The organism is Haloarcula vallismortis ATCC 29715 (genome assembly GCF_000337775.1).
GTDB lineage: Archaea > Halobacteriota > Halobacteria > Halobacteriales > Haloarculaceae > Haloarcula > Haloarcula vallismortis.
On the sequence record NZ_AOLQ01000027.1, the window covers coordinates 25,689 to 50,992 of the forward strand.

At 58.7% G+C, this 25,304-nt stretch carries 21 protein-coding genes and 2 pseudogenes; 12 read left to right on the forward strand and 11 right to left on the reverse strand.

The features are described 5' to 3' along the window. Positions 1-8: 8 nt before the first annotated feature. From C437_RS07535 to C437_RS07545, 3 genes are all read right to left on the reverse strand, one after another. On the reverse strand, positions 9-602 hold the full coding sequence (locus C437_RS07535) for a cyclodeaminase/cyclohydrolase family protein (RefSeq protein ID WP_004516335.1): 594 nt from the start codon (positions 600-602) through the stop codon (positions 9-11). A 513-nt stretch (positions 603-1,115) separates the two neighbouring features. Next, entirely contained in the window at positions 1,116-2,426 is a 1,311-nt protein-coding gene (locus C437_RS07540) for a hypothetical protein (protein WP_004516336.1), read from the reverse strand. After that, entirely contained in the window at positions 2,423-3,115 is a 693-nt protein-coding gene (locus C437_RS07545; protein ID WP_074654956.1) for a hypothetical protein, read from the reverse strand. The genes C437_RS07540 and C437_RS07545 overlap by 4 nt, the downstream gene beginning before the upstream one ends. A gap of 308 nt (positions 3,116-3,423) precedes the next feature. Here C437_RS07545 and rdfA point away from each other — a divergent pair, with 308 nt between their 5' ends. Continuing rightward, the gene (rdfA, locus tag C437_RS07550; protein ID WP_004516338.1) at positions 3,424-4,020 is read left to right on the forward strand and encodes a rod-determining factor RdfA; all 597 of its coding nucleotides are present in this window, start codon (positions 3,424-3,426) and stop codon (positions 4,018-4,020) included. 38 nt (positions 4,021-4,058) lie between these two features. On the opposite strand, the gene C437_RS07555 is transcribed toward rdfA, so the two are convergent. Then, positions 4,059-6,017, reverse strand: coding sequence for an archaea-specific SMC-related protein (locus C437_RS07555; RefSeq protein ID WP_004516339.1), 1,959 nt, complete (start codon positions 6,015-6,017; stop codon positions 4,059-4,061). 232 nt (positions 6,018-6,249) lie between these two features. On the opposite strand from C437_RS07555, the gene C437_RS07560 reads away from it, so the two are divergent. From C437_RS07560 to C437_RS07580, 5 genes are read left to right on the forward strand one after another with little or no spacing between them, the layout of a single operon-like run. Next, positions 6,250-7,401, forward strand: coding sequence for a PTS fructose transporter subunit IIC (locus C437_RS07560; RefSeq protein ID WP_004516340.1), 1,152 nt, complete (start codon positions 6,250-6,252; stop codon positions 7,399-7,401). A 14-nt stretch (positions 7,402-7,415) separates the two neighbouring features. Then, positions 7,416-7,892, forward strand: a complete 477-nt coding sequence (locus C437_RS07565; RefSeq protein WP_004516341.1) for a PTS sugar transporter subunit IIA — start codon at positions 7,416-7,418, stop codon at positions 7,890-7,892. Continuing rightward, complete coding sequence (locus C437_RS07570) at positions 7,889-8,176, forward strand: HPr family phosphocarrier protein (RefSeq protein WP_004516342.1); 288 nt, start codon at positions 7,889-7,891, stop codon at positions 8,174-8,176. The genes C437_RS07565 and C437_RS07570 overlap by 4 nt, the downstream gene beginning before the upstream one ends. Next, a complete protein-coding gene (gene ptsP, locus C437_RS07575) occupies positions 8,169-9,854 on the forward strand; it encodes a phosphoenolpyruvate--protein phosphotransferase (protein ID WP_004516343.1) in 1,686 nt (561 codons plus the stop codon). The genes C437_RS07570 and ptsP overlap by 8 nt, the downstream gene beginning before the upstream one ends. Continuing rightward, complete coding sequence (locus C437_RS07580) at positions 9,851-10,285, forward strand: PTS fructose transporter subunit IIB (protein WP_004516344.1); 435 nt, start codon at positions 9,851-9,853, stop codon at positions 10,283-10,285. Before ptsP ends, C437_RS07580 begins: the two co-directional genes overlap by 4 nt. Positions 10,286-10,299: 14 nt before the next feature. Here C437_RS07580 and C437_RS07585 read toward each other — a convergent pair whose 3' ends face one another. Together C437_RS07585 and C437_RS07590 are read right to left on the reverse strand one after the other, a co-directional pair. Further along, entirely contained in the window at positions 10,300-10,848 is a 549-nt protein-coding gene (locus tag C437_RS07585) for a heparinase II/III domain-containing protein (RefSeq protein WP_004516345.1), read from the reverse strand. 36 nt (positions 10,849-10,884) lie between these two features. Beyond that, a complete protein-coding gene (locus tag C437_RS07590) occupies positions 10,885-12,132 on the reverse strand; it encodes a glycosyltransferase family 4 protein (RefSeq protein ID WP_004516346.1) in 1,248 nt (415 codons plus the stop codon). Positions 12,133-13,218: 1,086 nt separating this feature from the next. On the opposite strand from C437_RS07590, the gene C437_RS20905 reads away from it, so the two are divergent. Further along, positions 13,219-13,677: a hypothetical protein gene (locus C437_RS20905; protein ID WP_004516347.1), complete on the forward strand. Its 459-nt coding sequence runs from the start codon at positions 13,219-13,221 to the stop codon at positions 13,675-13,677. 327 nt (positions 13,678-14,004) lie between these two features. On the opposite strand, the gene C437_RS07600 is transcribed toward C437_RS20905, so the two are convergent. From C437_RS07600 to C437_RS07615, 4 genes are all read right to left on the reverse strand, one after another. Further along, the gene (locus C437_RS07600; protein ID WP_004516348.1) at positions 14,005-14,757 is read right to left on the reverse strand and encodes a DUF1616 domain-containing protein; all 753 of its coding nucleotides are present in this window, start codon (positions 14,755-14,757) and stop codon (positions 14,005-14,007) included. An 86-nt stretch (positions 14,758-14,843) separates the two neighbouring features. After that, a complete protein-coding gene (gene wecB, locus C437_RS07605; RefSeq protein WP_049919679.1) occupies positions 14,844-15,959 on the reverse strand; it encodes a non-hydrolyzing UDP-N-acetylglucosamine 2-epimerase in 1,116 nt (371 codons plus the stop codon). A gap of 142 nt (positions 15,960-16,101) precedes the next feature. Beyond that, positions 16,102-17,382 carry a nucleotide sugar dehydrogenase gene (locus tag C437_RS07610; RefSeq protein WP_004516350.1) on the reverse strand — a complete coding sequence of 427 codons (1,281 nt, stop codon included), beginning with the start codon at positions 17,380-17,382 and terminating at the stop codon, positions 16,102-16,104. Between the two features lie 217 nt (positions 17,383-17,599). Beyond that, complete coding sequence (locus C437_RS07615; protein WP_004516351.1) at positions 17,600-18,919, reverse strand: glycosyltransferase family 2 protein; 1,320 nt, start codon at positions 18,917-18,919, stop codon at positions 17,600-17,602. Between the two features lie 349 nt (positions 18,920-19,268). Here C437_RS07615 and C437_RS07620 point away from each other — a divergent pair, with 349 nt between their 5' ends. Beyond that, the gene (locus C437_RS07620) at positions 19,269-20,198 is read left to right on the forward strand and encodes an NAD-dependent epimerase/dehydratase family protein (RefSeq protein WP_004516352.1); all 930 of its coding nucleotides are present in this window, start codon (positions 19,269-19,271) and stop codon (positions 20,196-20,198) included. 213 nt (positions 20,199-20,411) lie between these two features. On the opposite strand, the pseudogene C437_RS20910 reads toward C437_RS07620, so the two are convergent. Continuing rightward, positions 20,412-20,684 (reverse strand): annotated as a pseudogene (locus tag C437_RS20910) (IS1595 family transposase); the annotation flags it as partial. A 333-nt stretch (positions 20,685-21,017) separates the two neighbouring features. Between C437_RS20910 and C437_RS07625 the strand changes: the two are divergent. The 4 genes and pseudogenes from C437_RS07625 to C437_RS19830 all read left to right on the forward strand — a co-directional run. Beyond that, entirely contained in the window at positions 21,018-21,902 is an 885-nt protein-coding gene (locus tag C437_RS07625; RefSeq protein ID WP_004516353.1) for an alkaline phosphatase family protein, read from the forward strand. A gap of 110 nt (positions 21,903-22,012) precedes the next feature. After that, complete coding sequence (locus tag C437_RS19825; protein ID WP_074654958.1) at positions 22,013-23,026, forward strand: DUF1616 domain-containing protein; 1,014 nt, start codon at positions 22,013-22,015, stop codon at positions 23,024-23,026. A 605-nt stretch (positions 23,027-23,631) separates the two neighbouring features. Beyond that, positions 23,632-24,906, forward strand: coding sequence for an IS4 family transposase (locus tag C437_RS07645; RefSeq protein WP_004516355.1), 1,275 nt, complete (start codon positions 23,632-23,634; stop codon positions 24,904-24,906). Positions 24,907-25,039: 133 nt separating this feature from the next. Then, positions 25,040-25,304, forward strand: a pseudogene (locus C437_RS19830) (IS6 family transposase); the annotation flags it as partial.

Here is a 25,304-nt window from a genome sequence, read left to right on the forward strand (position 1 = left end):
GACGACGCTCAGTTCTCCGCGTTTGCGACCGCTTCTTCGAGCGCCGCCTCGCCGGCCGCTTCTGCTTCGTCTGCCCGCTGTTCCATCTTCGCCACGAACGATTCGTCGTCTATCATACCGAGATTGGCCCGAGCAGTCGAGACCGACGCCTGTAGCGCCGCCGCCGCGAGCAGCGCTCCGACAGCCGCGTCCGGGACGGCGACCGGCGTACTCTTCGCAGTCACCGTGCCGGCGTGCTCAACGACGTCGAGACAGACCTCGGCCGTCTCCAGTGGTACCTCGGTCGAGCGTTTCGAGGCCGCTTGAATCCTGGCGTCGTCTCCGGACTCGAACGCGGCCCCGACCGCGTCGACCGCTGCCGCGTCCTCATCGGCGAGGGCGAGCAGCCGCTCACGGTGGTCGGCCAGAGCCTCACCGACCTCGCTTAGCTCACTAGGCGCCGTCTGGGTCCCGTCTGTGCCGACAGTGTGAATACAGACCATCTCACAGAGCGCCGCACCCATCGCGCCGCCGACGGCCGCGACTGCACCGCCGCTCGGAGTCACCTGGCCCGACGCGACATCGTCGAGGAACTCGCCGATAGGCTGGTCCGCGAACGTCATCTGGCAAGTAGAATTGTTGCAAGTGTGGGCAACTGGCTGTCCATACCGCATCTGTTGCGCCGCGCTCGTCTAATTCTTCCCCCGTAAATGGATTTACACTCGCGTTCCGGTGCCAGAAAGAGAGAACACACTCATACATTCAATAGTATGATAAGATGGGTTTTACTGCCCGCTGGTGAAGGTCTCTCACATGACAATAGACACGCTATGACAGTTGGCTCATCCGGCCTCGGAACCCCCGTCGACAGCAGACAGTCACTGGCACTCAACAGTCATTTGGACCGCCGAGATGTCGTCAATTGGCGTGGCCGTCACCGGATGTATCCAATAAGCTTTGCCAACCCTCTCAGTTCAGTACTGGAATAACAGTGGTAACATTGTGATTTTGCACCATAATGTATCACCAACTGAGAATGTCGTGTGCGACAAAACGTGTAACCAGTCCGTCTACAGGACAGTAACCCCGTTTCCGCTGACCGGAACACTAGCCACAACGCCGCCTCTAACGCTGTATTAGTCGGATTTTAGCGCCTGAACAGTCTGTTCTGTTGCTGCCGCCGCTGAACGGGCAAGCGCCGTCGCATGCCAGTAGTCCGCGACGCTTCTGTCGAGAGTGGACGCCGTGATCTCGCCCTCATAGTGGATCAACCCACGGTCAGCCGTCATTACCTTGTGGCCGGCGTCGACGAGAACCGTCCGGACAAAATCCGGGTGCGAACTCGATTCGAGGGCCGCGGTGAGTGCATCGTACGCAGTCTGTCTGATGTCCCGAACCGCTGTCCCGTCTGACGGCCGAGCGAGTTCTTCAGCTTCCCGACGGTTCTGAATGCGTTCGAGCGCCCGGAACCGAGCGAGGCGGCCGTTCGCATCGACGACGGCGCTGGCGGGCCCGACGCCATCCATGAGGCGGCTGATACCGCTCTCGGCCCGCCAGCGGAGTTCGTCCACAACCATCTGCCCCGGCGAGCGGTCGTCAGCGGCCGTTTCCGGCGGCAGGTCCGCCTGCCTATCCCGGACATCTGCCAGCAGTGTCTCCGCCGCGTCGGCCAGCGTCGGCCTGACTGTCCCGGCGTCGGACGGGAGCGAGTCACTGAACTGCGCTTGCATATGGTGAGCGTCACTGAGATACGCCTGTGCGGACTCGGCCGTCTCGCCCCATTCGGCAACCGACAGCAACTCCGACTCCGCTCTTGACACGACGTCCGTTTCACTGGCCCGCTCCAGCCCCGCTTCGACGCGGGCGTGGACCAGCGCCGCGCGCACCGGGTCCGTCCCGACGTATTCGTGCTCCTGTCGGGTCTTGCGGGCCTCTGAGACGGTCTGGCTGTGCTCCTCCCGGAGCGGAGCAGCGGTACGGCCGCTCTCGGCCACGCTCCATCCCGCGGCGGCATAGCGGGCGTTTTTGCGCGCCCGCCGCAACGACCGGAGCGCTATCAACCCGGTTCGGGCCGTCCGTGCGTCGTCAAGTCCGTCCGAGGCATCGCCCGCGGCATCAGTCAGGTGCTTGCGGACGTGACCGTTCGGTATCTCGTCAGAACCGAGCGGGGTCGGAAGCGTCGCCAGAAGCGAGCGAACCCGCTCCCGCGCGGCGTCGAAATGGCTCGTTGCGATGTCGACCGGGACCGACGGGGGCACTGGGACGTGGCGCTCTTCGTCGCGCTGGATATCGGGCAGATTGTAGACATCGATTGTTGCTTCGCTCCCACCGCCCACGCTGTCGATACTGCTACAGCCGGCGATGGCACTGGCCCCAGCTAGCGCAAGTACACCACGCCGAGTCATCCGAGTCCAATCATCGTCTGTCTCGGATGTCTCGTCGGTCATGCCTGTTCACCACCAGTCAGGGTCCGGCGGTCACTATCCGGTGCTAAGCCGCCACCACCTTCGCCTTCGGCACTCGCCCGCTGGCCGTCGCAGCCGCTGCCGCCGATAGAAGAGGAGTAACTGGAGACATCGTCGGCGTTGAGCGTGTCGGGGATCCGGATGAACCACACCGAGTACACCTCGTTGCCTGCTGTGCAGGGTTCATCGTAGGGACGGCTCACTCGGCCGTAGTCGGTCGAGATTGTATCCGTCGCCCAGCTAATCTGACAGAGCGTCAGCCGGAAACACTCTTCGACAATCGCACTCTGGAGATAGACACTCTCCGTTTCGAAGTCAGTCTCACCCAGAAAGGAATCGATTGTCGAGCGGTCCACATCCTCGGTGAGAGCGATTTGATCGGCTTTCGATGCTGTATCGATGACCTCAGACATCAATCGACGGGAATGTCGGCTCTCGGTCGGCCGCCCGTCACTATCGGCGAGCCAGACCGGTCGACGGTCGGTGTCCACGCGCGAAACGACCGCTTCTGGGTCGGAAACTGTACCAGCCTCTGGCCCTGCTGGGACATCGTTTTCGGATGCGGTACGTGTCGATTCGTCGCTGCCCTCGAACATCCCGCTACAGCCGGCCAGCATCGTCGCTAGCCCGCAAGCGCTGTGGAGGAGGGCACGTCGGGTGGAGGGGACCATCGTGCAGGTTCACGCTTGTAATGTCTGGTATAAAACCCTCGTGGTAGATGAGCGATATTCGGAGCGGCTTCTCTGTCCCGAAACACGGGTTTCATGCTGTTTAAATCGTAACCAGACCAAGTATATGTGTGCATAGCCATCGTGTATAGACAAATATGGTTAAAATAGCTATGTAAAAAGCAACCTAGAACCGAATGGGACTCCAATAGTTATACCTGATTCCACAAACTGAGATAGCTGCTAACTGTGGCTCGCAGCTGAGACACAGCAACGCAACGGCTAAACCGGGCCGACGTGTTCCGGCGATAATGGGGTCAGAGCAGTCGAAAGTCGCACAGCTGATCGACACGTACGGATTGGAGTCGATGGGCGCGGAGCTGGAACGGGCATGGCTCGGAGACAACCAGGAGCGACAGAGTCTCCGTGACCTCGCCGACCGATTCAATCACGCCCTGCTCGTGGCTGCGATCCGCGACGCGGGGATGGACGTCATCGATGGGGAACCGGAGAACTTCTATCGGCTCTTGACGGCCGACGATGTCAGTGCGGGGAAACGGATCGAAGCGCGAAACCGGCTCGAACGGGCCGGCATCGACGTCGACAGGTTGGAACGCGAGTTCGTCACCTACCAGGCGATTCGCTACTATCTGCGGAACGTACGCGATGTGAGCTACGAAGGCGACTCAGAAACGGAACAGGTCGAACGGGAACGGGGAACCATCGACCGTCTCCGCAGTCGCGTCGAGACAATCGTCCGGGATACGGTCGACCGGCTGAACACCGCTGACAAACTCAGTGTCGGAGAGTACCGAGTGTTCGTGAGCATCGATATTCGCTGCCAGGACTGCGGGGCGCGCTACAGCATCAGCGACCTTCTCGACCGCGGCCGCTGTGATTGTGATTGACCGTGCGATGAGCGGTCTCTGGGAAAGCCACACTGGGGTCAGATATCGGTAATTCGGTTGTAACGGTCTGGAAGCGCCTGTGCATCCGCAGGGAGCAACGCGACGAGGAGGTAAGACGGGTACTCCGCGAAGTATTCGACGAGTGAGGCGATGCGCTTGGAGTCGATGGCTTCGAGCGAGTCAAGCAACATAAACGGCACCTCCTCGTACACATTGTGGACGAGGTAGCCAGCGAGTGCAAACACGAGCCCGGTCACTTCGCGTTCACTCTCACTCAGATGGTCGACCGTGTCTTCGTAGACAGTTCCACCCGCAGTACTCCTGACGACGTGGAGCGTGAACGTCGATCCCGTGACGCTGTCGTCGCTGTTGTGGACCGGATCATCTGGTGTGTTCGTCCGTTCGAGCCAGATCCGCTCGATGTTGCCATACCCGAGGATGTCGAGCAAGTCGGCCATCTTTTGGTTGAATTGGTCGGTCGCCTCGGCTTCGAGACGGTCGATACGTGACCGAAGGTCGATCAGCTCGTCGACCACGTCTTCCCGCTGGTCGGCCAGCTCGTCATTCCGACGGATTTCTGACTCGATATCGGCGATCTCTTCGCTTATCGTATCTCGTTCTGATTCGAGTCGGTCGAGTTCCAGCTCCAGTTCGTTCGCTTTCGTATGGAGGTCCAGCACCTCATCGAACTCTTCGGTCCGGAGCGTCGTCACCCGCTCCTCAAGTTCCTCGACACGGGTCGAGAGATTGTTGCGTCGTTCTCGGAGGTCAGTAACAGCCGTCTGCCGTGTGTTGATTTCGGCGTCAACCTCGTCAATTGTGGCGGCAAGTTCTTCCGCCCGCATGCGGGTCTCCGCGATTTCGTCATGCTGGTCGGTCAGCTCGTCGAGTTTATTATCGATATCGTCAATCTCCGTGATCGTCTCCTGAAGATGGTCACGCATGCTCTGTAGTGTTGACTCAATACGGGCCGGCTTTACTTGCGAGCCACAGGTCCAGCAGGTCGTCTTTGAGCCCTTGTACAACTGTTCTGTGATATCACCCACGCTCTCGGGCTTTGCGTCGATAGCCTCAGCTATCTTGCCGTGTTCGCCAGATAATAGTTCTTCGTTGAACTCGATGACGTTCTGCAGTCGAGTGGTGTACTCTGAGAGCTCACGTTTTCGTTCTCGAAGTTGCTCAATGTCTGATTCGAGCGCTTCGAGTCGGTCATTCGGTGAGTCCGGGAGCCCGGACCGTTCGACTGCGAGGTTTCCTCGCTCGTCGCGCAACGCCGCGATGCTCTCCTGTTCTGACTGAATATCGTCGCGGACACGTTTCAGCTCGGACCGAGTCGCCTGGAGTTCATCGATAGCTGTCTCGAGTTCGTCCCTGTTTTCCTGGGTCGTCTGGAACTCTACGTCCCGCTCGTCGATTCGTTCTTCGACGCGCTGGAGTTCGTCTCTTGTCTCGGCAATCTCGTCACGTAGATCTGCCTGTTGGCGCTCTAAGTCGGGAAGGTCGCGCTTGAGTGACGCGATTCGATCGAGTTCCTCGTCGATCTCTTCCTTGCGCTGTTCGGCCGCACGTATCTGTCGGTGGATAGACGCCACATCGACGGGTCGCATGATAATCTCTCGGAGATCCTCACCCCGTTCGACGGCCCGCCTGGCCTCGTTGTCTTCCAGCAGGAACGCGAACAGGTTCGCAACTGTCGGGTCGGTGAGAAGGCCGAGACCCGATCCGACGAGCCCGTCGTCAGCTCTGCTCAGTGTTCGAGTGTACGTCTCATCTCCCAGTGAGAGCTCGACGGTGCCCTTCTCGGCGTCACCTTTGACGCTTGCCCACTCGCTCCCGTGAGCGGCCATCACTGCCTGTAAGAGCGATGTCCGATTAGTCGCGTTCCGGCCCCGGAGTACAGTCACCCCTGGCGGGACCTCAACTGTTGTCTCGTCGATCCCCCCGACCTTCTCGACGGTGACGGTCGCCACTTCTCCGGCTACCGAGAGTGAACCCATGTTTCGGTGTGAGCGAGTTACGGAGATAAGTACTGTGGCGCGCGTGGCACTTCCGGTTCGGATTGGTACCCTACTAGGTGTCGGTGGCTAACAGACATATGGCTGTTATTCAAACGAATTCCCATACCTAGTTTCGTGCAGAAACAATCGCCTACATCCATATATCAAACGGTTTCGATAAATAACACACTCAAACGTGTACCTTTATATTATGCAATCGGCGTAGCTGTCGATGTCGGTGACCATGACAGATCAAGACCGAGCCGAGAGTGCGCTTCGCGCTCACGTAACCTCCGTCAAGGAGGACCTGATGACGGGCGTATCGTTCATGATTCCCTTCGTGACTATCGGGGGCATCTTCCTCGCCGTCGCGTACGCAATCGGAGACACACAGGCAGTGTTCGAGAACACCGGCTCGGCAGGCTGGTTCCTCGCACAGATTGGCGTGGCCGGGCTGACGATTATGGTTCCGATCCTCGGCGGATACATCGCGTACGCCATCGCCGACCGTCCGGGACTCGCTCCAGGTTTCCTGCTGGCATACATTCTCCAACAGGGGAACGTCGTCGCCGAAGCGGCGACGGTGATCGGCATCTCTGGCGGCGAAGCCGGTGCCGGCTACCTCGGCGCAATTGTCGCTGGACTACTTGCCGGGTACGTCGCGCGCTTTTTCAAGAATCTCGATGTTCCCGATTTCATCCAGCCGATGATGCCGGTGTTGCTCATCCCCGTCGCGACGATGGCAGTTCTGACGCCTATCATGCTGTTCGTGCTGGGCGTTCCCGTCGCGCTCGCTAACGAGGCATTGACCTCTTTCCTTCAGTCGATGCAGGGCGGGCAAGCTATTGTCGTCGGCTTGATCCTCGGCGGGATGATGGCCTTCGACATGGGTGGCCCAGTAAACAAGGTCGCCTACGTGTTCGCGACCGGACTCATCACAGAGGAAATCTACGCACCGATGGCCGCGGTGATGATCGGTGGCATGATTCCGCCGATTGGGCTCGCGCTCTCGAACTTCATTGCCCCGCACAAGTACGCGGCCGAGATGTACGAGAACGGCAAAAGCGGTATCGTACTCGGCCTGTCGTTCATCACCGAGGGTGCGATTCCGTACGCAGCCGCCGACCCACTGAGGGTTATTCCGGCTATCGTCGCTGGCAGCGCCGTCGGCGGTGCGACCTCAATGGCCCTCGGTGTCACAATGCCCGCGCCACACGGTGGTATCTTTGTGATTCTGCTGTCGAACCAGCCGCTCGCGTTCGTAGGCAGCATCCTACTTGGCTCGCTCGTGACGGCCGTCGTCGCGACGGTGATCAAACCGGACTTCGAAGACCGTATCGACGCCAAGGCGGAGACGAGCAGCACGCAACCGACGGATGACTAACTAAACTGACAACAATGACAGACGCAATCTCAGTGGACGACATCGAAGAACTGATTCCGGCGGACCACATCTCGCTGTCCGAGCCGCCGGCAGAAAAAGAAGCGTGTATCGAGTCCCTGCTTGACCTGCTGGTCGACGGCGGCAGAGTCGAGGACCGCGAGCGCGCACTCCAAGCACTGCTGGAGCGTGAATCAGAGACGACAACGGGCGTCGGTATGGGAATCGGGATACCACACGCGAAGACTGACGCTGTGAGTCGCCCATCGCTCGCGTTCACCCGCTCCGAAGAGGGAGTCGATTTCGGCTCTATGGATGGCGAGCCGGCGACGCTCATCTTTATGATTCTCGTTCCGGAAGCTGGCGGTGAGGAGCACCTCAACATCCTCAGTTCCCTCTCGCGTGCCCTGATGCACGACAACGTTCGGGACCGACTCCACGCGGCAGAGGACGAAGCGACCGTTCAGGACGTGCTCCGGGAGGCTATCGCATGACGGTCGAACGCACTGTAACGATTGTTCCGGAAGCGGGCCTGCACGCCCGGCCAGCGTCGGCATTTGTCCAGACCGTCAACGACCACGAGGCAGAAGTCTCGGCGGGTCGTCCGGACGGGGATCTCGTTCAGGCAGCGAGTATGATCGCCGTCACCAGCCTCGGTGTCGGACAGGGCGACGACATCAAGCTGGTCGCCGACGGCCCAGACGCAGAAGCCGTACTCGACGAACTGGAACGAATACTAACGACACCGGAGGCGGAACTGAACACTGACGATGGCTGAGCGCACGCTCCACGGAACCGGTGCCACGCCGCGCTCTGGCGTTGGGACAGTTGTCTGGTACGGCCGCGACATCTCGATCCCGGAGCCGGACGACATAGAAGTCGAACCGGAAGCAGAGGCACAGCGGTTCGCCGACGCCGTCGACGCCGCTCGCGACGAGCTAGAATCCGAGCGCGAAGCGACCACCGAACGCGTTGGGGAAGACGAAGCCGCAGTGTTTGACGCGCACATCCAGTTCCTCGAAGATCCGACTATCGAGGAGGCCGTCAAGACGGCAGTCAACGAGGGGCACCCGGCCCCTACTGCCGTGGATGCCGCGTTCGGCCAACACATCGAACGGTTCGAGGGGATGGACGGCCGAATGGCCGAGCGTGCGGACGACCTTCGAGACGTGCGTGACCGACTCCTCCGTCTGTTGACGGACGGCGAACGGGTCGACTTCAGTGACTTGCCCGACGGCAGTGTCGTCATCGCCGAGCGGTTGACGCCCAGCGATACGGCACAACTCGACCCAGAACGCGTCGCCGGCTTCGCCACAGTCACGGGCGGACGAACATCTCACGCGTCGATTTTCGCCCGCTCGCTAGCCCTGCCGGCCGTTGTCGGTGTCGGGGAAGATCTCACCACCGTCGACAGCGGAGCAGAGGTCGTGATCGACGGCGACGATGGGACCATACTCGTCGGTCCTGACGACACCGAGAGAGCCGCCGCAGCAGGCGGCTCGGGAGCCGCTATCGTCGATGAGACCGTCACAACTACTGACGGACGGCACATCGAAGTAGCGGCAAATATCGGCCAGCCAGCGGAACTGGAGCCCGCGGCGGAACGGGGAGCCGACGGCGTTGGCCTCTACCGAACCGAGTTCCTCTTTCTCGACCGCGAGGGCCCACCATCGGAAGACGAGCAGTACGAGGCAATCCGCGAGGCGCTCGATGCCTTCCCAGACGGGCGCGTCGTCGTCCGAACACTGGACATCGGCGGCGACAAGCGGATTCCCTACCTCGACCTGCCCGACGAGGAGAACCCCTTCCTCGGCGAGCGCGGCATCCGGCGCTCGCTTGACCCGGACTCGGACCTGTTCGCGACGCAACTCCGAGCGCTTCTGCGCGCTGCTGCGGACGGGGCCGGTGACCTCGCGATCATGTTTCCGCTGGTCGCCACGGTCAAGGAACTCGACGCCGCACTCGACGCACTGGACGCGGCGGCGGCCGATGTTGAAGATTGCAGCGCCGACGCCGTTGATATCGAGGTCGGCGTCATGATAGAAACACCAAGCGCCGCCTTCATGGCCGACGAACTCGCCGCACGAGTCGATTTCCTCTCTATTGGAACGAACGACCTGACACAGTACGTGATGGCCGCTGACCGCGAGAACGAGCGCGTCGGTGACTTACACGATCCCACGCACCCGGGCGTCCTCCGTGCCATCCACCGGACGGTTCGTGCGGCCCACGCCGAAGACGCCTGGGTAGGACTGTGTGGCGAAATGGCCGGCGACCCCGAACTGACGGAACTGCTGGTCGGTCTCGGGCTTGACGAACTCAGTATGAGCGCCGTGACGATTCCGGAGGTCAAAACGGCCGTCAGCGAAACCGAGTACAGCGCCGCGAGCGAGCGCGCGGACCACGCCCGACTCGCCGCAACACGAAGCGAAGTCCATACCACATTAGACACATGAAACTCGTTGCAGTCACCTCCTGTCCGACTGGTATCGCACACAGTCAGATGGCAGCCGAGAATCTTGAACAGACAGCCGAAGACAAAGGGCACGATATTAAGGTGGAAGTTCAGGGCGCGATGGGTGCGGAGAACGAGCTCTCCGACTCAGATATTGCAGCCGCCGACGCAGCCATTATCGCCGCAGACACGGCGGTTAGTCAAGACCGATTCAACGGCGTCCCGCTAATCGACGGCACTGTCAAGGACGCCGTTAACGACGCCGAAGGGATGATCGCTGATGCGATTTCGGCCGCTGACGGCGACGCATCGGACAGTGGGTCCGATGTAGATAGATCCGAATCCACGAGTCCCGAATCTAATCAGCAGCGCCGCCGTGGCGGTGACCGCTCGAAGAGTCTCGTGGCCCGACTGAAGCGTCTGTTCAGTTGAGGTCAGTTGTCTCACTACGGCCCCCAGCTCGGAGCAAATACGTCCGTCGCCGCTAAGCTAATCGTCTCGCTGACGCTCGTGACCGGCTTACTTGCCCCCGCCTGAACGGCTGGACGCGCCGTCGCCACCGTCCCTTGGGGCCAGCAGGTACCCGAAGGCCGTCGTTCCCGATGCGGGCCCACCTCCAATTCCAGCGTCTGTCGCTCCTCGACGGCGCCGAACTCAGGAAAGTACTCGGTCGCCGTTGTTCGTACGTCACTGACGCCGAGCGGATGGACACGGAGTAGGGCTGAGTCGTCGTAGCCAGCTGTCGCCCGCACCGTCCCCGAATTCCCGACCCTAACGGCGACCTCCGGATGGAAGTGGAGCCGCGAGACGCTCGGCTTGGTCGCAGCGTCTGGCCCTTGGAGTTCGTCCCGGACCAGCAACCAGTCGTCACTCGCAAGAATCGCCCTGTCATGTCGGTACGACACCGGTGCGGCGTTGGCTGTCTCGTAGCTCCCTTTGAACAGGTTCGGGTCGGTCCCCCTGTAGTCGGCTGTAGGCTCCGTCCGCGCACCCATCAGAGACTAGCTGCAGTCGGAGGCATCCGAGTCGGCTCAGTCATCGTCTGAGCTGGGGGCCGCGTGGGGTATCTGTCGTTCGCTCGCCGTCAGCGCCCGGATTTCTTCGCCGAGCCGGTCCGCGATGGCCCCGCGGCCGTATTCCTCGGCTACGAGGGAGCGTCCGTCTCGCCCCATCGTCGTCCGACGACCGGGGTTTTCAAGAAGAGCGTCGATTGCGGCCGCGATGTGTTTCGGGTCCGCTTCCGTGTGAATACCCGCTTCTGTTTCGGTAACGAACCGTTCGATTTCCCCGCGCCCGGTGGCTACGACTGGGAGCGAGCACGCCAGATACTCGTAGAGCTTCGTGGGCATCGCGTAGTCGAGTTCCGGGCTGTCCTTTATCGGTGCTAGCCCGACAGCCGCGTCGTTGAGAATCTCCGGGACCTGCTCTCTATCTACCAAGCCGACGAACTCCACGCTGTCTTCGAGGTCGAGTTGCTCCGTCACCGTTTGGAGCCGGGAAACCTCGTCTCCGTCGCCGACCAGTCGGAGTTTCACGTCGTCGCTCGACACATATTGCATCGCCCGGATACACGGTTCGAGCGCCTGGGCGCTCCCGATGTTTCCCGTGTACACGATTTGTTCATCATCGCCGGCCCCGCCTTCCGGCGTGAACCGGTCGGTGTCGACGCCGTTCGGGATAATGCGAACCTGGTCCCGGAGTTCACCCCCGTAAGCATCGGTGACAGCATCGCCGAGCGTCTCCGTTGTCACAGTGATTCTATCGGCAGTGTGTAATGCGACCGACTGGAACGCGCGTCCGACTTTCACCAGCGGGCTGTCCGCCGTGATGTAGCCCAAGGCAATCGAGTTTTCAATCCACAGGTCGCGTACGTCGACGACCCACGGTTTCCCGATGGCAACGGCGACGAGCCCAGGGATCCCGGTGGTAATCGGCGGCGTCGATGTCATGACGACATCGTACTGTCTGAAATTCACCACCAGCCAGAGCGCCGCGTGAAGCGCGAAGACGAGGTAGTACGGCAGTCGGCGGAGCAAGGAAGGGTTCTCCGTCTGGGGCTGCCACGTCCACAGACGGTGGACAACCACTCCGTCGTCGTGTTCCGTCCGCTCGCGCTCCCACGTTCGCTCGAAGTTACCGGGCGGATAACACGGGGATGGTGCCAGTACCGTCGTGCTGATGCCGCCGTCAAGGTTGACGGCAGTATCGTGGATTCTCGACGCGTTTCCCCCTTTTTCAGGCGGGTACCGCTGGGAGACGATAACGCAATCCGTCGTCATCGGAGCCAGATGTGTGCCGCAACTATCCCTCCCGGGCGATTCTCACATGACGGTGACAACACGCCCGTCGGTCTGTCGCTTGTCATTGAATCATTGCACCGTATCCCTGACAGGGATATTAGTATGTGTCTGATACTCCACCGGCGGTCTGCGGACAGGCCAGTTATGCGTTCTCTTGACTCTTAGGCTGTCACGATGGTCATGGGCCCCGGAGCGTGTGCCTTCTGTTGAGGGAGACGACCGACTTTAGAACCTGACCAGACTCGACCTCGTCTGCCTTGTATGATACCTCCTCATTCCGGTTATTAAACACTTATATTGTCATATTTGACTTGCTCGTGAAGCCAATCAATACGTACGTGTGGTTATCTGGTAATTATATTATCTATTTAAACAAGTAAGATTGATGTATCTACTATACTAGTATAGTAAAAGTGTAGATAATTGTCATATACCTGCTTCAAGCGCATGTGTATGTTCGATAAGCACAAAATGACTGACGGCAAATAAGGACAAATCCGGACATTCAGCCACTCTAAGCGCAAACGAACGTGGTAAAGTAAACCTTAACAGACGGAGTCGCTTCCAGTTCGGACTGACAGCGGTAACCGCGGCCTTCGGTGTCGGCAACCTGGGTATGAGTATCGCCGGGCAAGAGACCAACACTCACACGACAGGTTTCAGCGAGATCGTGTAGCGAGTCCAGATCAGTATCTGAATCGGGTGTGTTCGAACTGGGATGAGTTTCTCGTCTCGGTCTGAACTTCTGATGGTACTGCCGCCCGGTCCAGTTATGGACTGGTAAATACAAGGTACGCCGGCTTCACCCCCTCTCTGATGCCGTGTACCGACACACGATACGCACTTGGAATCCGAGTGGACACTTGGAACGAACTAGGTTCTCCTGCGTTGGCGAGGCTGCAACGAGGCGAATTCGCGACCGCTGTCCGAGGCTTTCTATAAGAAGCCCATAGTAATGTTCCAAGCAGCTCAGTTAGAGACGATAGACATGATTCACTCCATCCGTCCACGGTACCGCTCTCTCCGTTTCAGCTCAGGGGACACTGATACCTGTCTGTCTCTGTTATGACTGCTAGCTCTGGGGTTCTCAGCCGTCGTAGGCTCATCGCTCTTGTCGGCGGTGTCGTGACCGCTATTTCGGGCGTACTCTACAGGTGGCTTCCGGGTGTCGACACCGGTGATGGCGACACTTCCAACGAGACTACCGGCTCGGCAGGGGCGTCAGTCCAACCGACCGCAACGCCGACTGGACCCACCGCAGAGCCCAACGTACCGCGGGACGCCGAAAGCATCGGTGGCTACGGCTCGGAGTCGAATCTGAACGGCCCCAGTTTGGCCGCGGCAAGGCGCAACCTCCAAGCTATCCGCGATGCTGCTGAGGCCGCCGGCAAGGGAGGGACAATATATGTTCCCGAAGGCGAGTATTACTTCGGCGACGAGGATTCGGGCTTCAGTCCGTATGTTGAGTTCGGAGAGGCCGGACCACCGGGTGTTTCAATCTTCGTTAAGCGGCCGACAAATTGACGCTCGCGATCACCGAGCACGCTGCCGCCGATAACCGTCCGAACTAGGGCGCGTTCATATGATACGGCGGGTGCGAACACGCCTCCGCCGAAGTCAGAGACATCAGACTGGACGGCAACTACGAGAACATCACCGGACTCGCCGAGAAGGTAGTTGGGCCGAAAACATCTACCACAGAGCTAGCACTCCTTCGCTCAAACGGAATGTCGACAAACTATACATCAGCCCGGACTTCCATGGCCGGTTTTTCATCAACAACCTCCGAAGACGGGGAACAACCCTGACCACTGCCATCATGGAAAACGCCCTCTTCAGCGACATGGCAGACTACGCGTTCCAAACACAGAACGAGATCTGGGACGGGTACTCCGACGCGACGAGTTCCCCACTGTCGGACTCAGTCACCAGCGCGAACTCCGTGAACTGCTCGCCCCGCTCCGGCGACATGGCTGCATAGCCGATACCAGTTCCGGAGACAGTAAGCCCGAATACCAGCAGGACATGCAGCGCCCGGACACCGGCCGACGGCCACAGGAGCGCCCGAGACCGTGCGTTCGTCACCCACCGAAGGGGAGTGAACCGCTCGGCCGGTGGCATCCGAAGCCGTCGGCCCGCCGCAGCAACCGTGAAAAGCACAGTCGTGACCCCAGTAGAAAGCTGGAACAACCCGGTTGTTACACCGAACGACACCAAGACTAACCCGAGCCCTACCAGCGGCACCAGACAGATGCTGACAGCGACCGCGAGAACGAGCCGCTCACCGGGCGATATTCGTCCAACCTGGTCCTCGAACGGGCCTGCTCCAGAAGCGCGGCGTGGGAACAGTAGGAAAACTAGGGCATGTCCCGGCGCGATGGGGACCGCACCCAGACCGAGAATAGCCTGCAGGGACAACTGTCCGACGAACCCCTGGCCGGCGGCGAGATGCCAGAGCCCGAGGAGCCCGACCAGCAGCAGATCGACTGGGAGCGCATCCACATCGATGTCTGCGTCTACGTCAGTTGCCGTTACCGGCTGGTGAAAGCGGAGTAATAAAATAAGACAGTTGCTACTGGGATGCTTACGGTCGGCGTCGTGCATACCCCAGTCCCGAGTGTCCGACTGTTACAAGCGGACTGGAACGCTCTCACAGGCGAGTTCCACCCTCGGAGCCGCGTCCAGCCGCGTTACTCTGTTGCTGTGACCGTCTCCTCGACGGCGAGTTCCGGAACTGTATCGAGAATCTGAACGGCGGCTGTCCCGTCTCCGAACGGCGTCGTCCAGCCGCCGGCCTTGCCACGCATTTGCGCCGCCGCCGCGACGATGGCGCTTGGGTCCCGGCCTGCGACGCAGTTCGCACCGACGAACGCCGTCTCGGGCCGTTCGGTCCCGTACCGGAGCGTCACACACGGCGTCCCAAGGATGCTGGTCTCTTCCTGAACGCCACCAGAATCAGTAAACACTAGATCTGCCGCGCTCTCCAGTCGGAGGAAATCGAAAAACCCCAACGGCTCGACGAGTCGAACCCGGTCTGGGACTGCGATACCGAACTCTTCGAGGCGGTCCTCTGCACGGGGGTGTATCGGGTAGATGACCTCGCTGTCCACTCGAGCGCTGGCCCGCGAAACGCCGCTAAGAACCCGCTCGAATGCGTCCCGGTCGTCGACTGTCTCCGCCCGGTGGGCGGTCAGGAGGTCGAACTGCCCCTCGGTGACCCCAAGTTCGGTCAGAATCTGACTCTGGCTCGCGGCTTTGTCGTCGTAAGTCTGGACCGCGTCCACGACCGTGTTTCCGGTGACTGTGATGCAATCCTCCGGAATTCCTTCATCTCGGAGTAGCGACGCCGTCTCCTCAGTCGGCGGGAAGAGATAGTCGGAGACGTGGTCGATAATGACTCGGTTGGTCTCCTCGGGCATGTCGTCATCGAAGCTCCGAAGCCCGGCCTCGACGTGGGCCACCTCGACGGGCATCTTGCTCCCCGCGAGTGCACCCGCGAGCGTGGAGTTCGTATCGCCCTGGACGAACAGGACTGCCGGTTCGACATCGTGGAGTTCGGCCTCGATACCAGCGAGCATCGCGCCGGTCTGTGCTCCGTGGTCATCCGAGCCGACTTCAAGATTCGTGTCCGGTGGTGACAGCCCGAGCTGTCGGAAGAAGACTGCGTCAAGAGAGTCTGAGTAGTGCTGCCCGGTGTGGATTACGTGCGTGTCGATGCCGCGGCGGTGGCACTCCTGGATTACCGGTGCTAGCTTGATTATCTCCGGACGCGTTCCAAGAACGAAGCTGGCGGTGCTCGCAGTCATTGTCGTCCCCGGTTTCGCAGGTCGAGCGTCCGATGCCGGTCGCATCCAGTCGGTTCCATACCGGGTCCGTGAGGCACCAACAGAATTGTTATAAAGTTCCTACGCCGCCGCCCGCGTCACTGTGGTACCAATCCTGCCCGGCTCAGAGCGTCTGGACATCAAACCCATGGTCGCTCCACCGCTCCGTGTCGATAACGTCGACCGGGTCGACCACGGTCCGGTCCGCCATCTTCGAACCGATAGCTGCCGGGTCGAGTTCGCCGAACTCGTCATGTGCCGCCCCGAATATCACCGCATCAGCCCCGTCGACTGCGGTATCGAGCGAGACAAGTTGTAGCCTCGAATCCGTCGCCCGTGGATCGTGGATGGTAACAGAACTCTCGCCCCAACCGCCATCCATGGCCGTTCGTGCCTCCGTCGTAACATCTCCCAGTAATTTTGCGACCTCTAAGCCAGGGCTGTTCCGTGTGTCGCTGACGTTCCCCTTGTACGTGATTCCAAGGACAGCCACGGTCTTGCCGTGCAGCGATCCGACGGCGTCCTCAACCATTCTGACGACGTGTTCCGGCATCCGGTCGTTGACCTGACTCGCCACGTCCAGTAGTTCTGTCGCACCTGTCCCGTCACTCAGGAAATGTGGGTCAACGGGGAGGCAGTGCCCGCCGACGCCGGGACCAGGATTCAGAATGTCGACCCGCGGATGGTTGTTCGCGAGGGTGATAGCGGACCGCACGTCGACGCCGTAGTTCTCGGCCAGCAGTGCAAGCGTGTTCGCGTACGCGATGCTGACGTTCCGCTCGGCGTTTTGTGCGAGTTTCACGAACTCGGCGGTCGTCGGGTCGGCGGCGACGTGGATGTCCCCGCTGGTGAGCGGCTCGTAGAGGGACTCAATGGCTCTGGCAGACGCCTCGTCGACGCCGCCGACTATTCGGTCGTTGGTCCGGAGTTCAGTGAGAGTGTTCCCCGGCATCACCGTCTCCGGCGTGTATCCCAGGACCACATCGTCTCCGACATCGAGGCCCCCGCGGGAGAGAATCGGGGCCAGAACTCCGGTGGTCGTTCCCGGCGGGACCGTCGACTCCAGAACCACGGTATCGCCAGGCCGGAGTACGCTCGCCACGTTCCGACTGGCGTCTTTCACACAGGTGAGATCCGCCTCGCCGTTCATTTCATCGTACGGCGTTGGGACACAGATTATGTGCACATCGGCCGGTCGCGGCCGGGGGATTAACGATAGATTCCCATCCAGTGCGTCCCGGACGTACGACTCGAAGTCCGGTTCACTGATATTCGGTTCGCCCTCGCTGAGGCTCTCGAGCACGTCCTCGTTGACGTCGAAACCGATGACATCGGTGCCGTCGTTGGCGAAGTGCGATGCCGTCGCGAGCCCGATGTAGCCGAGCCCGTGGACGCAGATCGTCACGTCTTCCAGACCTCCCGTGGGTCTCGGGGCGATTCACGGCGCTGTCCCCGCTCCAGACAGTCCGGTTTGGGTTCGTGTCCCATTGGCCTACGAATGCAATACAGTACCCTTTGTTATGCAGAAGTTGTGTGCGATCAGAAACCGCAGGAGCCGGGTAAACCATGCCTGACGACAGAGATGGCACATGGTAATTGGTGCCGCACCGTCGTATCGACGGCTACTGTCGGTACAGTTCCAGAGAGTGGAGAATGATTCCGGTGAAGGAAGCGAGGATACCGGTGATTGTGAAGGTAGTGCTCGCCAGTGCGTGCCCGAGCGGAAAGGTCCCGCTCTGGAGATAATTGAACATCGTAAGGTACGTGAACAGGAATCCAGCGAGGACGAAGCAGACACCGGGGACGCCGAGCAGCAGAATCGGGTGCTCACGCTCGACCGTCCGGATGATGTTCCCGACAAGCGTGAGTCCGTGCTCGACCGGACCGAGATTGTTGGACGCTTCCACGTCGTAATCTATCGTCGTCGGCACCTCCGCTATCTGGTAGCCGTTCGAGTGAGCGTGGTACAGAATGTTCGTGCTGGCGTCCATCCGGTCGCCGATCGAACTGTCCGAAGCCAGCGAATCTATCGCTGCCCGGCTATACGCACGGAAGCCGCTCTGCGTGTCGCTAATCTGTTTGGTCGGCGTGAGAATTCCGAGGCTGAGGTTGGTCATGAGGTTGACCGTGAACAGCCCGAACCGCCTGTACAGCGGCATCTCGGTCTCGGCGTCGTCGTCGAACCGGTTCCCGATGACAATGTCCGCGTCCGACTCCCGCTGCCGTTCGATTAACTCCGGGATGTCGCTCGGGTCGTGTTGCCCGTCGGCGTCAAGGACGACCAGGTAGTCGGTGTCGCTCCGGTCGGCCTGCTCGAAGATGCTCTTGAGCGCACCGCCGTATCCGACGTTGCGCTCATGTTCGTACACCGTCGCGCCGGCCGCGTCCGCAATCTCGACAGTGTTGTCGGTACTGCCGTCGTCGACTACAAGGACGCTGTCGGCGTACTCCATGGCCGACTCGACCACGCTTCCGATTGCCCCCGCTTCGTTGTACGCTGGGATTCCGACCATGACGGTCGGCTCCGGGTCGGTGACCGGTTCGATACGAGCGTCAATAGTGAACTTCTCGGTGCCTTTCAGCGCTTCACGGCTTGCCGGGAGATTGACCGACCCATCCCCGCCGCCGTGGTACACGAGACCTGGATAGCCTGCCTGCTTGGCGTACCGCCGCAGCCGCTCCCGAGGGGTATCAGCTTCGGTCCGATTCTCGGTCGGCTCGACCACCTCTGCGTCGAGCCAGCGGGCGAAGGCGAGTGCCTGTGGGTCGGCGTCGACAGTCGCGGTGACGATTGCCTGGTGTGCCCGCGAGTGTATGCGGAGAATCTCGGCTGCAATCCACTCGGCGTTTGACTCTGTCGCGACCAGTCCTACCGCGGGCAAGTTCTTCGAAACCTCACGGATGCCATCGCTAGCGGGCGATTGCTGGACTCTATCAGACATGTCTGCCCCACTCCCGAACCGCTCTTGACGGCGGCCGCTCGGTGTGGTCGTCCACGAACGCCGGTACGCATATTAGCATCATTGTGTCGGGTAGTGGACTCCGTTGTGCTCCGCTGTGTACTAGTTGACATATTGTTATTCCCAGCTTTCCGAGATTTGCGCTCTTCTACGCCGTCTGCAGTGAGCAGGTAACAAAGATTAGTACCCCTCGGAGCAGGCCGACGTGTCCGCGTCGCAGCCACAGGACGACTCACACCGGTAGCTGGCCCGTGGCACGCCTCTCCCTCTTGGAACAACAGCCGTATGCATACGAATAACTTAAACTGTGAAACCCACGTCTCAAAACGACATGTCTACGGCCACTGTCAGCGACCGTCGGGTGCTGGTCACCGGAGGCGGCGGGTTCATCGGCAGCCATCTCACGTCGGCACTGGCGACGGACAACCACGTGCGGGTCCTCGACGACTTCTCGACGGGACAGCGGGCAAACCTCCCCGAGGACGTGACCGTCATTGAGGGCGATGTTCGGGACAGGGAAACGGTCGACGCGGCAATGGAGGGGGTGGACATCGTGTTCCACGAGGCTGCGATGGTCAGCGTTCCGGAGTCAATCGAGCAGCCGGCTGACTGCCACGAGCTGAACGGCACGGCGACCGTTGATGTATTCGACTGCGCTCGAAAACGGGACACACAGGTGGTGTTTGCGTCCAGTGCCGCCGTGTACGGCACCCCCGATGACGTTCCCATTGGAGCGGACTCACCGACCGAACCGAACAGTCCATACGGGTTCGAGAAACGCCTGGGTGAGCAGTACGCGCGGTTTTACAACGAGCGGTACGGGCTGCCAACGGTTCCGCTACGATACTTCAACGTCTACGGTCCCCGCGGGCTCGACGGAGAGTACGCCGGCGTTATCGGCACGTTCATCCGTCAGGCCCAGGCCGGCGAGCCGCTCACGGTCGAGGGCGACGGGACGCAAACACGGGACTTCGTCCACGTCGACGACATCGTACGTGCGAACCTGCTCGCGGCCACGACGGACGCCGTCGGGCGACCGTTCAACGTCGGAACTGGACAGAGTGTCAGTATAAACGAACTCGCCGAAACGGTTCGGGATGTCGTTGGTGCGGATGTCTCGATCGACCACGTTCCCGGACGCAAGAATGACATCGAACACAGTAAAGCTGACCTCAGTGACGCACGCGAACTGCTCGGGTATGAACCGACGGTGCCACTCCGGGAAGGCCTCAAGGCGACCCTTGATGCAGAAGGCGGTTAGCCGACTATCAAACGACTATATTAATTGCTTGTAGAGGTTAGCGATTCAGAATTGACAGTCCCATCTCAGACGATTGTAAAAAACCGCTCTTGCGTAGTTCATTGTTGATTTCATAGGGGCCTCGAACAGCGTGTTCGAGTGCGTCTCGTCCCTAACTTCGAGTTGCTCGCCGAAGTCGGCATGCTCTAAGACACTGTGTCAACTTGTCTTTATGTATAGTTCGATGCGCCGGTGAATCGTTCTGTATGTTACCCCCATCGAACTGCAGTTGGCGTAAACTCGTACTAAACCGAAAACGCGCAGACCGAGAACAACCACCGGCAGAGTTCGACCTTCGAGTGAGAAGATTGTGCCAGTCTTATAATTAAAGATGCGGCCGTATTTTTCATAAAGATCCGGTTGAAACTCTCTATAGCTGCCGTCTAACAGGTCAAAACGGCAGCAAAGACAGGTAACACGGTCGCGCCAGTGAAACTGTCGCAGCAGGTCCGTGGCGACTCATTCCGACTAGAACACATCTAGTGGAATCATCATATTAACCATCGCTGACGCGGTACGCTTGTTCTCTTCGACTCTCCATTTCCCGCACAGCAGTATCAATGCTTTTCTACGGATGAGCGAACACATGATGATTGTTATGTCTCTTCCAACACAATGAGGCATATTCGAGCAATGATAGAAGCCGGCCGCTGCAACGCCAGCAGGCTGCGAGGCTGTTTCGACATCTTCAGGCGATTTCGAACCGAGATTTAGTTTTGATTAGCTGATAGGGTAGCGACTCAATACTGAATACCAAAGCGTAACTCTGTACTGATAATCATGGCTAACCTCAATCGGCTGCAAGGAGCAGTCAGCAACCCCGGACGAGCATTGACAGAGCTGAATCGGTTGTATCATACTCGCGGCGGCTTCGGATACAACCCTGACGGCGTCGACGTCTTCGCCGAGGATTGGGATACGCTCGTTCTTCTTGATGCTTGCCGGTTTGATGAATTCAAGCGCCAAATCAAGCTCTCGGGCTCATTGGAGAAGCGGATTTCCCGAGGCGCAACAAGTGCAGAATTCGTTCGGGGTAACTTCGGAAACAGACAACTTCATGACGTGGTCTATACCTCGGCGAATGGTTGGTTTGCAAAGTTACAAGAAGAAATCGATGCTGAAGTTCATCAATTCACATTTGTCGAGCGCGATGCCGTGCAAGGATTGACAAGTAAACCGCAAGCTGTTACCGACAGAGCCATTCAAGCGGCTAACGACTTTCCGAACAAGCGTCATGTTGTCCACTACATGCAACCGCATCAGCCATACTTGGGGCCGACAGGTCAGAGACTAAACTTCGGGTCAACGCTTGCCGAAACAGTCGAACAGAATGATCTTTCACAGCGAGAAGTAAAAGATGCCTATCAAGAAAACCTCTCGCTTGCGCTTGACGCTGTTGAGAGACTCGTTGAATCTATCGATGGAAAAATCGTAATCTCAGCTGATCATGGTGAACATCTGGGCGAACGGGAGCGTCCCCTCCCTGTTTCGTTTTATGGACATATGGGTGGACTCTACACCCCCGAACTTGTCGAGGTACCATGGTACGTACTTGAATCCGACCGGCGCCGAAAGACTGTCCGTGAGGAGCCCAGTAAGGAGGGAAGTAATCCAGATATCGAGGCTGTCGAGCAGAACCTTCGTGACCTTGGGTACAAAGTGTAGATTCAGGCAGAACGAACCCGGTACGACCGACAATCGATGGTCAGGAACCGTCTATAGAATGCGTATAATGAACCACATAAATATGTGTGCTCAATGAGACGAGTGTTGATATGAGTCACTCAGAGGTGGAAGGGACTTCACCTGCAGACTTCTTCCGGAAGCTAATTGACTTATGCGCGGTGAGTATTGTTACACTCTTGACTGATGCAGTTATTTTATTCTTTGCACCGGACACTGTTCCCACTCTCAGACTACTATTAGTTCTGCTGTTACTGTTCTTTCTCCCTGGATACGCTTGTATAGCAGCGTTTAGACCCCGACGCATACGACAGAAGGAATCCACGCAGGGAGAGCGTTACGGACTGCTACCTAATCCTGATGATGGATTCATGTACCCTGAACGATTAATACTAGCTATTGGTGTAAGTGTCGGGATGGCAACGGCCACCGGGTTCGGTCTTCACTTCAGTGGCCTCGGTATCAGAACGACTCCAATTATCGCAGTCCTGAGCTTAGTCACATTGACCGGGTGTGGAGTTGCTACTGTCCGGCGGTACCGACTTATGTCGGATTTATCAAGAGCTAAGAGCAACCAAAGCAGTATCATCACCACCCTTCGTAGCTTGTTGGTCAGGGGGACCGGTATAGACTTAGCGATTACGTCGTTAATACTTGTGAGCGTAGTAATCATCGTCACCAGCGCCGGTTCCATAGCAATCTCTGCAGATAGTCAAAAGTCATATACAGAGTTGTATATTCTTGGTGAAAATGAGAACGGTGAGTTGGTGGCGGGGGAGTACCGGTCGGATGAGATCGGAGGTCCCACAGTACATGTAGGCGTCGGGAATAATGAAGGGCAGCAGATGAACTACACTATTGTAGTCCAACTCCAGCAGCTCGAGGATGATAGGATAGTACAGTATCAAGAACTCAGACGGAATCAAATGGTCATACCAGCAAATAGTACGTGGGAATCAACGTATTCTGTCCCTGTCAACAGCGCATCAACAGGAGAACGGCTACAGTTTTTACTCTACACTGGTTCGCCCCCAGACGAACCTAATCAAGAGAATGCATATCGAACGGTTCACATTTGGATTAACACACCAAATGATTCAACATGATATCTCAGGATATTGATAAAATTATGGCGCCCATATTAATACTTGAATCTATTGAAAACCCTTCGTGAAGAAGAGTACTTTACAGGAACCATCAATACCAGTATAATAATATGCAACAAGCGATTGAAACCTACCCTGAACCCGAATCAGTCTTGATTGTAGCACTAAGCATAAGTATACTTGTAGCGCAGTTCTACTTCCAACCGAAAGAGAAATCAAAATGGCGAATGCGGATCAGGTGGCTGTTTTATATCGCCGCGATGATTTTGACCGCACTTATTTCCAGTCGCCTTTACCGACTATACCAGAGTATAGGGACATAATCAAACAATTGGCTCTATTGAGTCGATGGGCGGCGTCAGTTTTGACCGTTAGAACTATAATTAAACCGAGAAACCGACTATAGTTCATGTCTAAGATTTCCTGCCTCACTAGTAAAGCGGTCTAGTTAGCTGAAGTGCTGTTGATGAGTGAGGCGAAGCAGCCGAGTCATCCGTCTTTAGCTAAGACGAGAACCGCGTGACAGCGACGGCTTATCGAGGGTACTTTTCGAGAGGAATGAGGAGGAGAAGTCTGTGCACAACCCTCGCTCCTCAACGAGAATCATGCGTCGGCTCACTACACTGTTTCCCTCTGAGTTCCTCGAAGAGCACGCCGAGGAACTCGGCGTGGTCGAGCGAGAGGGCAAACTTCAGATTCCTGTCCTCGTGTGGGCGCTCGTGTTCGGCTTCGCCGCAGGCGAGAGCCGAACACTCGCTGGGTTCAGACGCTGCTACAACGCCACAGCTGACGAACCGATCTCTTCTGGCGGTTTCTATCACCGGCTGACACCGACGCTGGCAGAGTATCTCCGCGACCTCGTCGAGCGCGGACTCGACGAGGTCGCTGTCCCTGATGCTGTTGACGCTGATATCGACCGATTCAGGGACGTGATGATCGCTGATGGAACGGTGTTGCGGTTGCACGAGTTCCTCTCTGATGAGTTCCAAGCCCGTCACGAGGAGCAGGCTGGAGCGAAGCTCCACCTGCTCCACAACGCCACCGACCAGACAATTGAACGGATCGATGTGACTGATGAGAAAACGCATGACAGCACGCTGTTCAAGACAGGATCGTGGCTGCAAGGACGACTGGTTCTGTTTGATCGCGCGTACTTCAAATACCGCCGCTTTGCGTTGATCGACGAGAACGACGGCTACTTTGTGAGTCGGCTGAAGCAGAACGCAAATCCGGTGATAACGGCGGAATTACGGGAATGGCGCGGCCGCGCCATTCCCTTGGAAGGCGAGCAGATCCACGATGTGGTCGATGATCTCTCGCGGAAGTACATCGACGTAGAGGTGGAAGCAGAGCTCAGGCGAGGCCAGTACGAAGGAACGCGCTCGCTGGATACGAAGCGGTTCCGCGTCGTCGGCGTCCGTGACAAGGACGCCGACGACTACCACCTGTACATAACGAATCTGCCGAGAGAGGAGTTCCTGCTGTCAGACCTAGCGACGCTGTACCGGTGTCGATGGGAAGTAGAAACGCTGTTCCGTGAGTTGAAGACGCAGTATGAACTGGACGAGTTTGATACGAGCAACCCAGATGTCGTAAGGATTCTACTGTACGCGGCGTTGCTGTCACTGCTGGTGAGTCGTGATTTGTTGGATCTGGTCACCGAGCAGGCCGACGATGAGATCGTGTTTCCGCCGGAACGCTGGGCGGCGACCTTCCGGTCGCACGCCCAGCTCATCCTTCACGAACTCGGTGAGTACCTCGGCTATTCGCCACCGCCGTTGCTGGAGCGGCTGATCGAGGATGCTCAGAAGATACACCAACAACGACCGATACTCCAAGAGACGCTCGCTACCGCTACACAACCGAGGTGTGAGTCTTAGCTAAAGACGAATGGCAGCCGAGTATCTGGTGGTGTCGCTGCACTGTCTGCGTACGTACCCAGAAAATCCTACTGAAGGGCACTGTCTAGTTGAGTGAGTTTGAGAAGCGAGCAGGCCGTAGCGAGAGGTGTTCATGACACTCGCAGACCTGCTCAGAGAAACGTTAGAGGAGGACAGCCAAGACGTTTGGGAGAACGAGCGCACCCCGACACCCGTCCGGCGATTTGGGGTCCGTCTCCATACGGCTGGACTGTCGATCAGGGAGACGGTCGCTATCTTAGACTTGCTGGGTGTCGATCGCTCTCACGGCGCGGTTTGGAATTGGGTTCATACACTGTCTGAGGCCCAGAGCGACCCGCCGACGGCGTCGCCGTCGCGGGTCGCGGTTGATGAGAAAC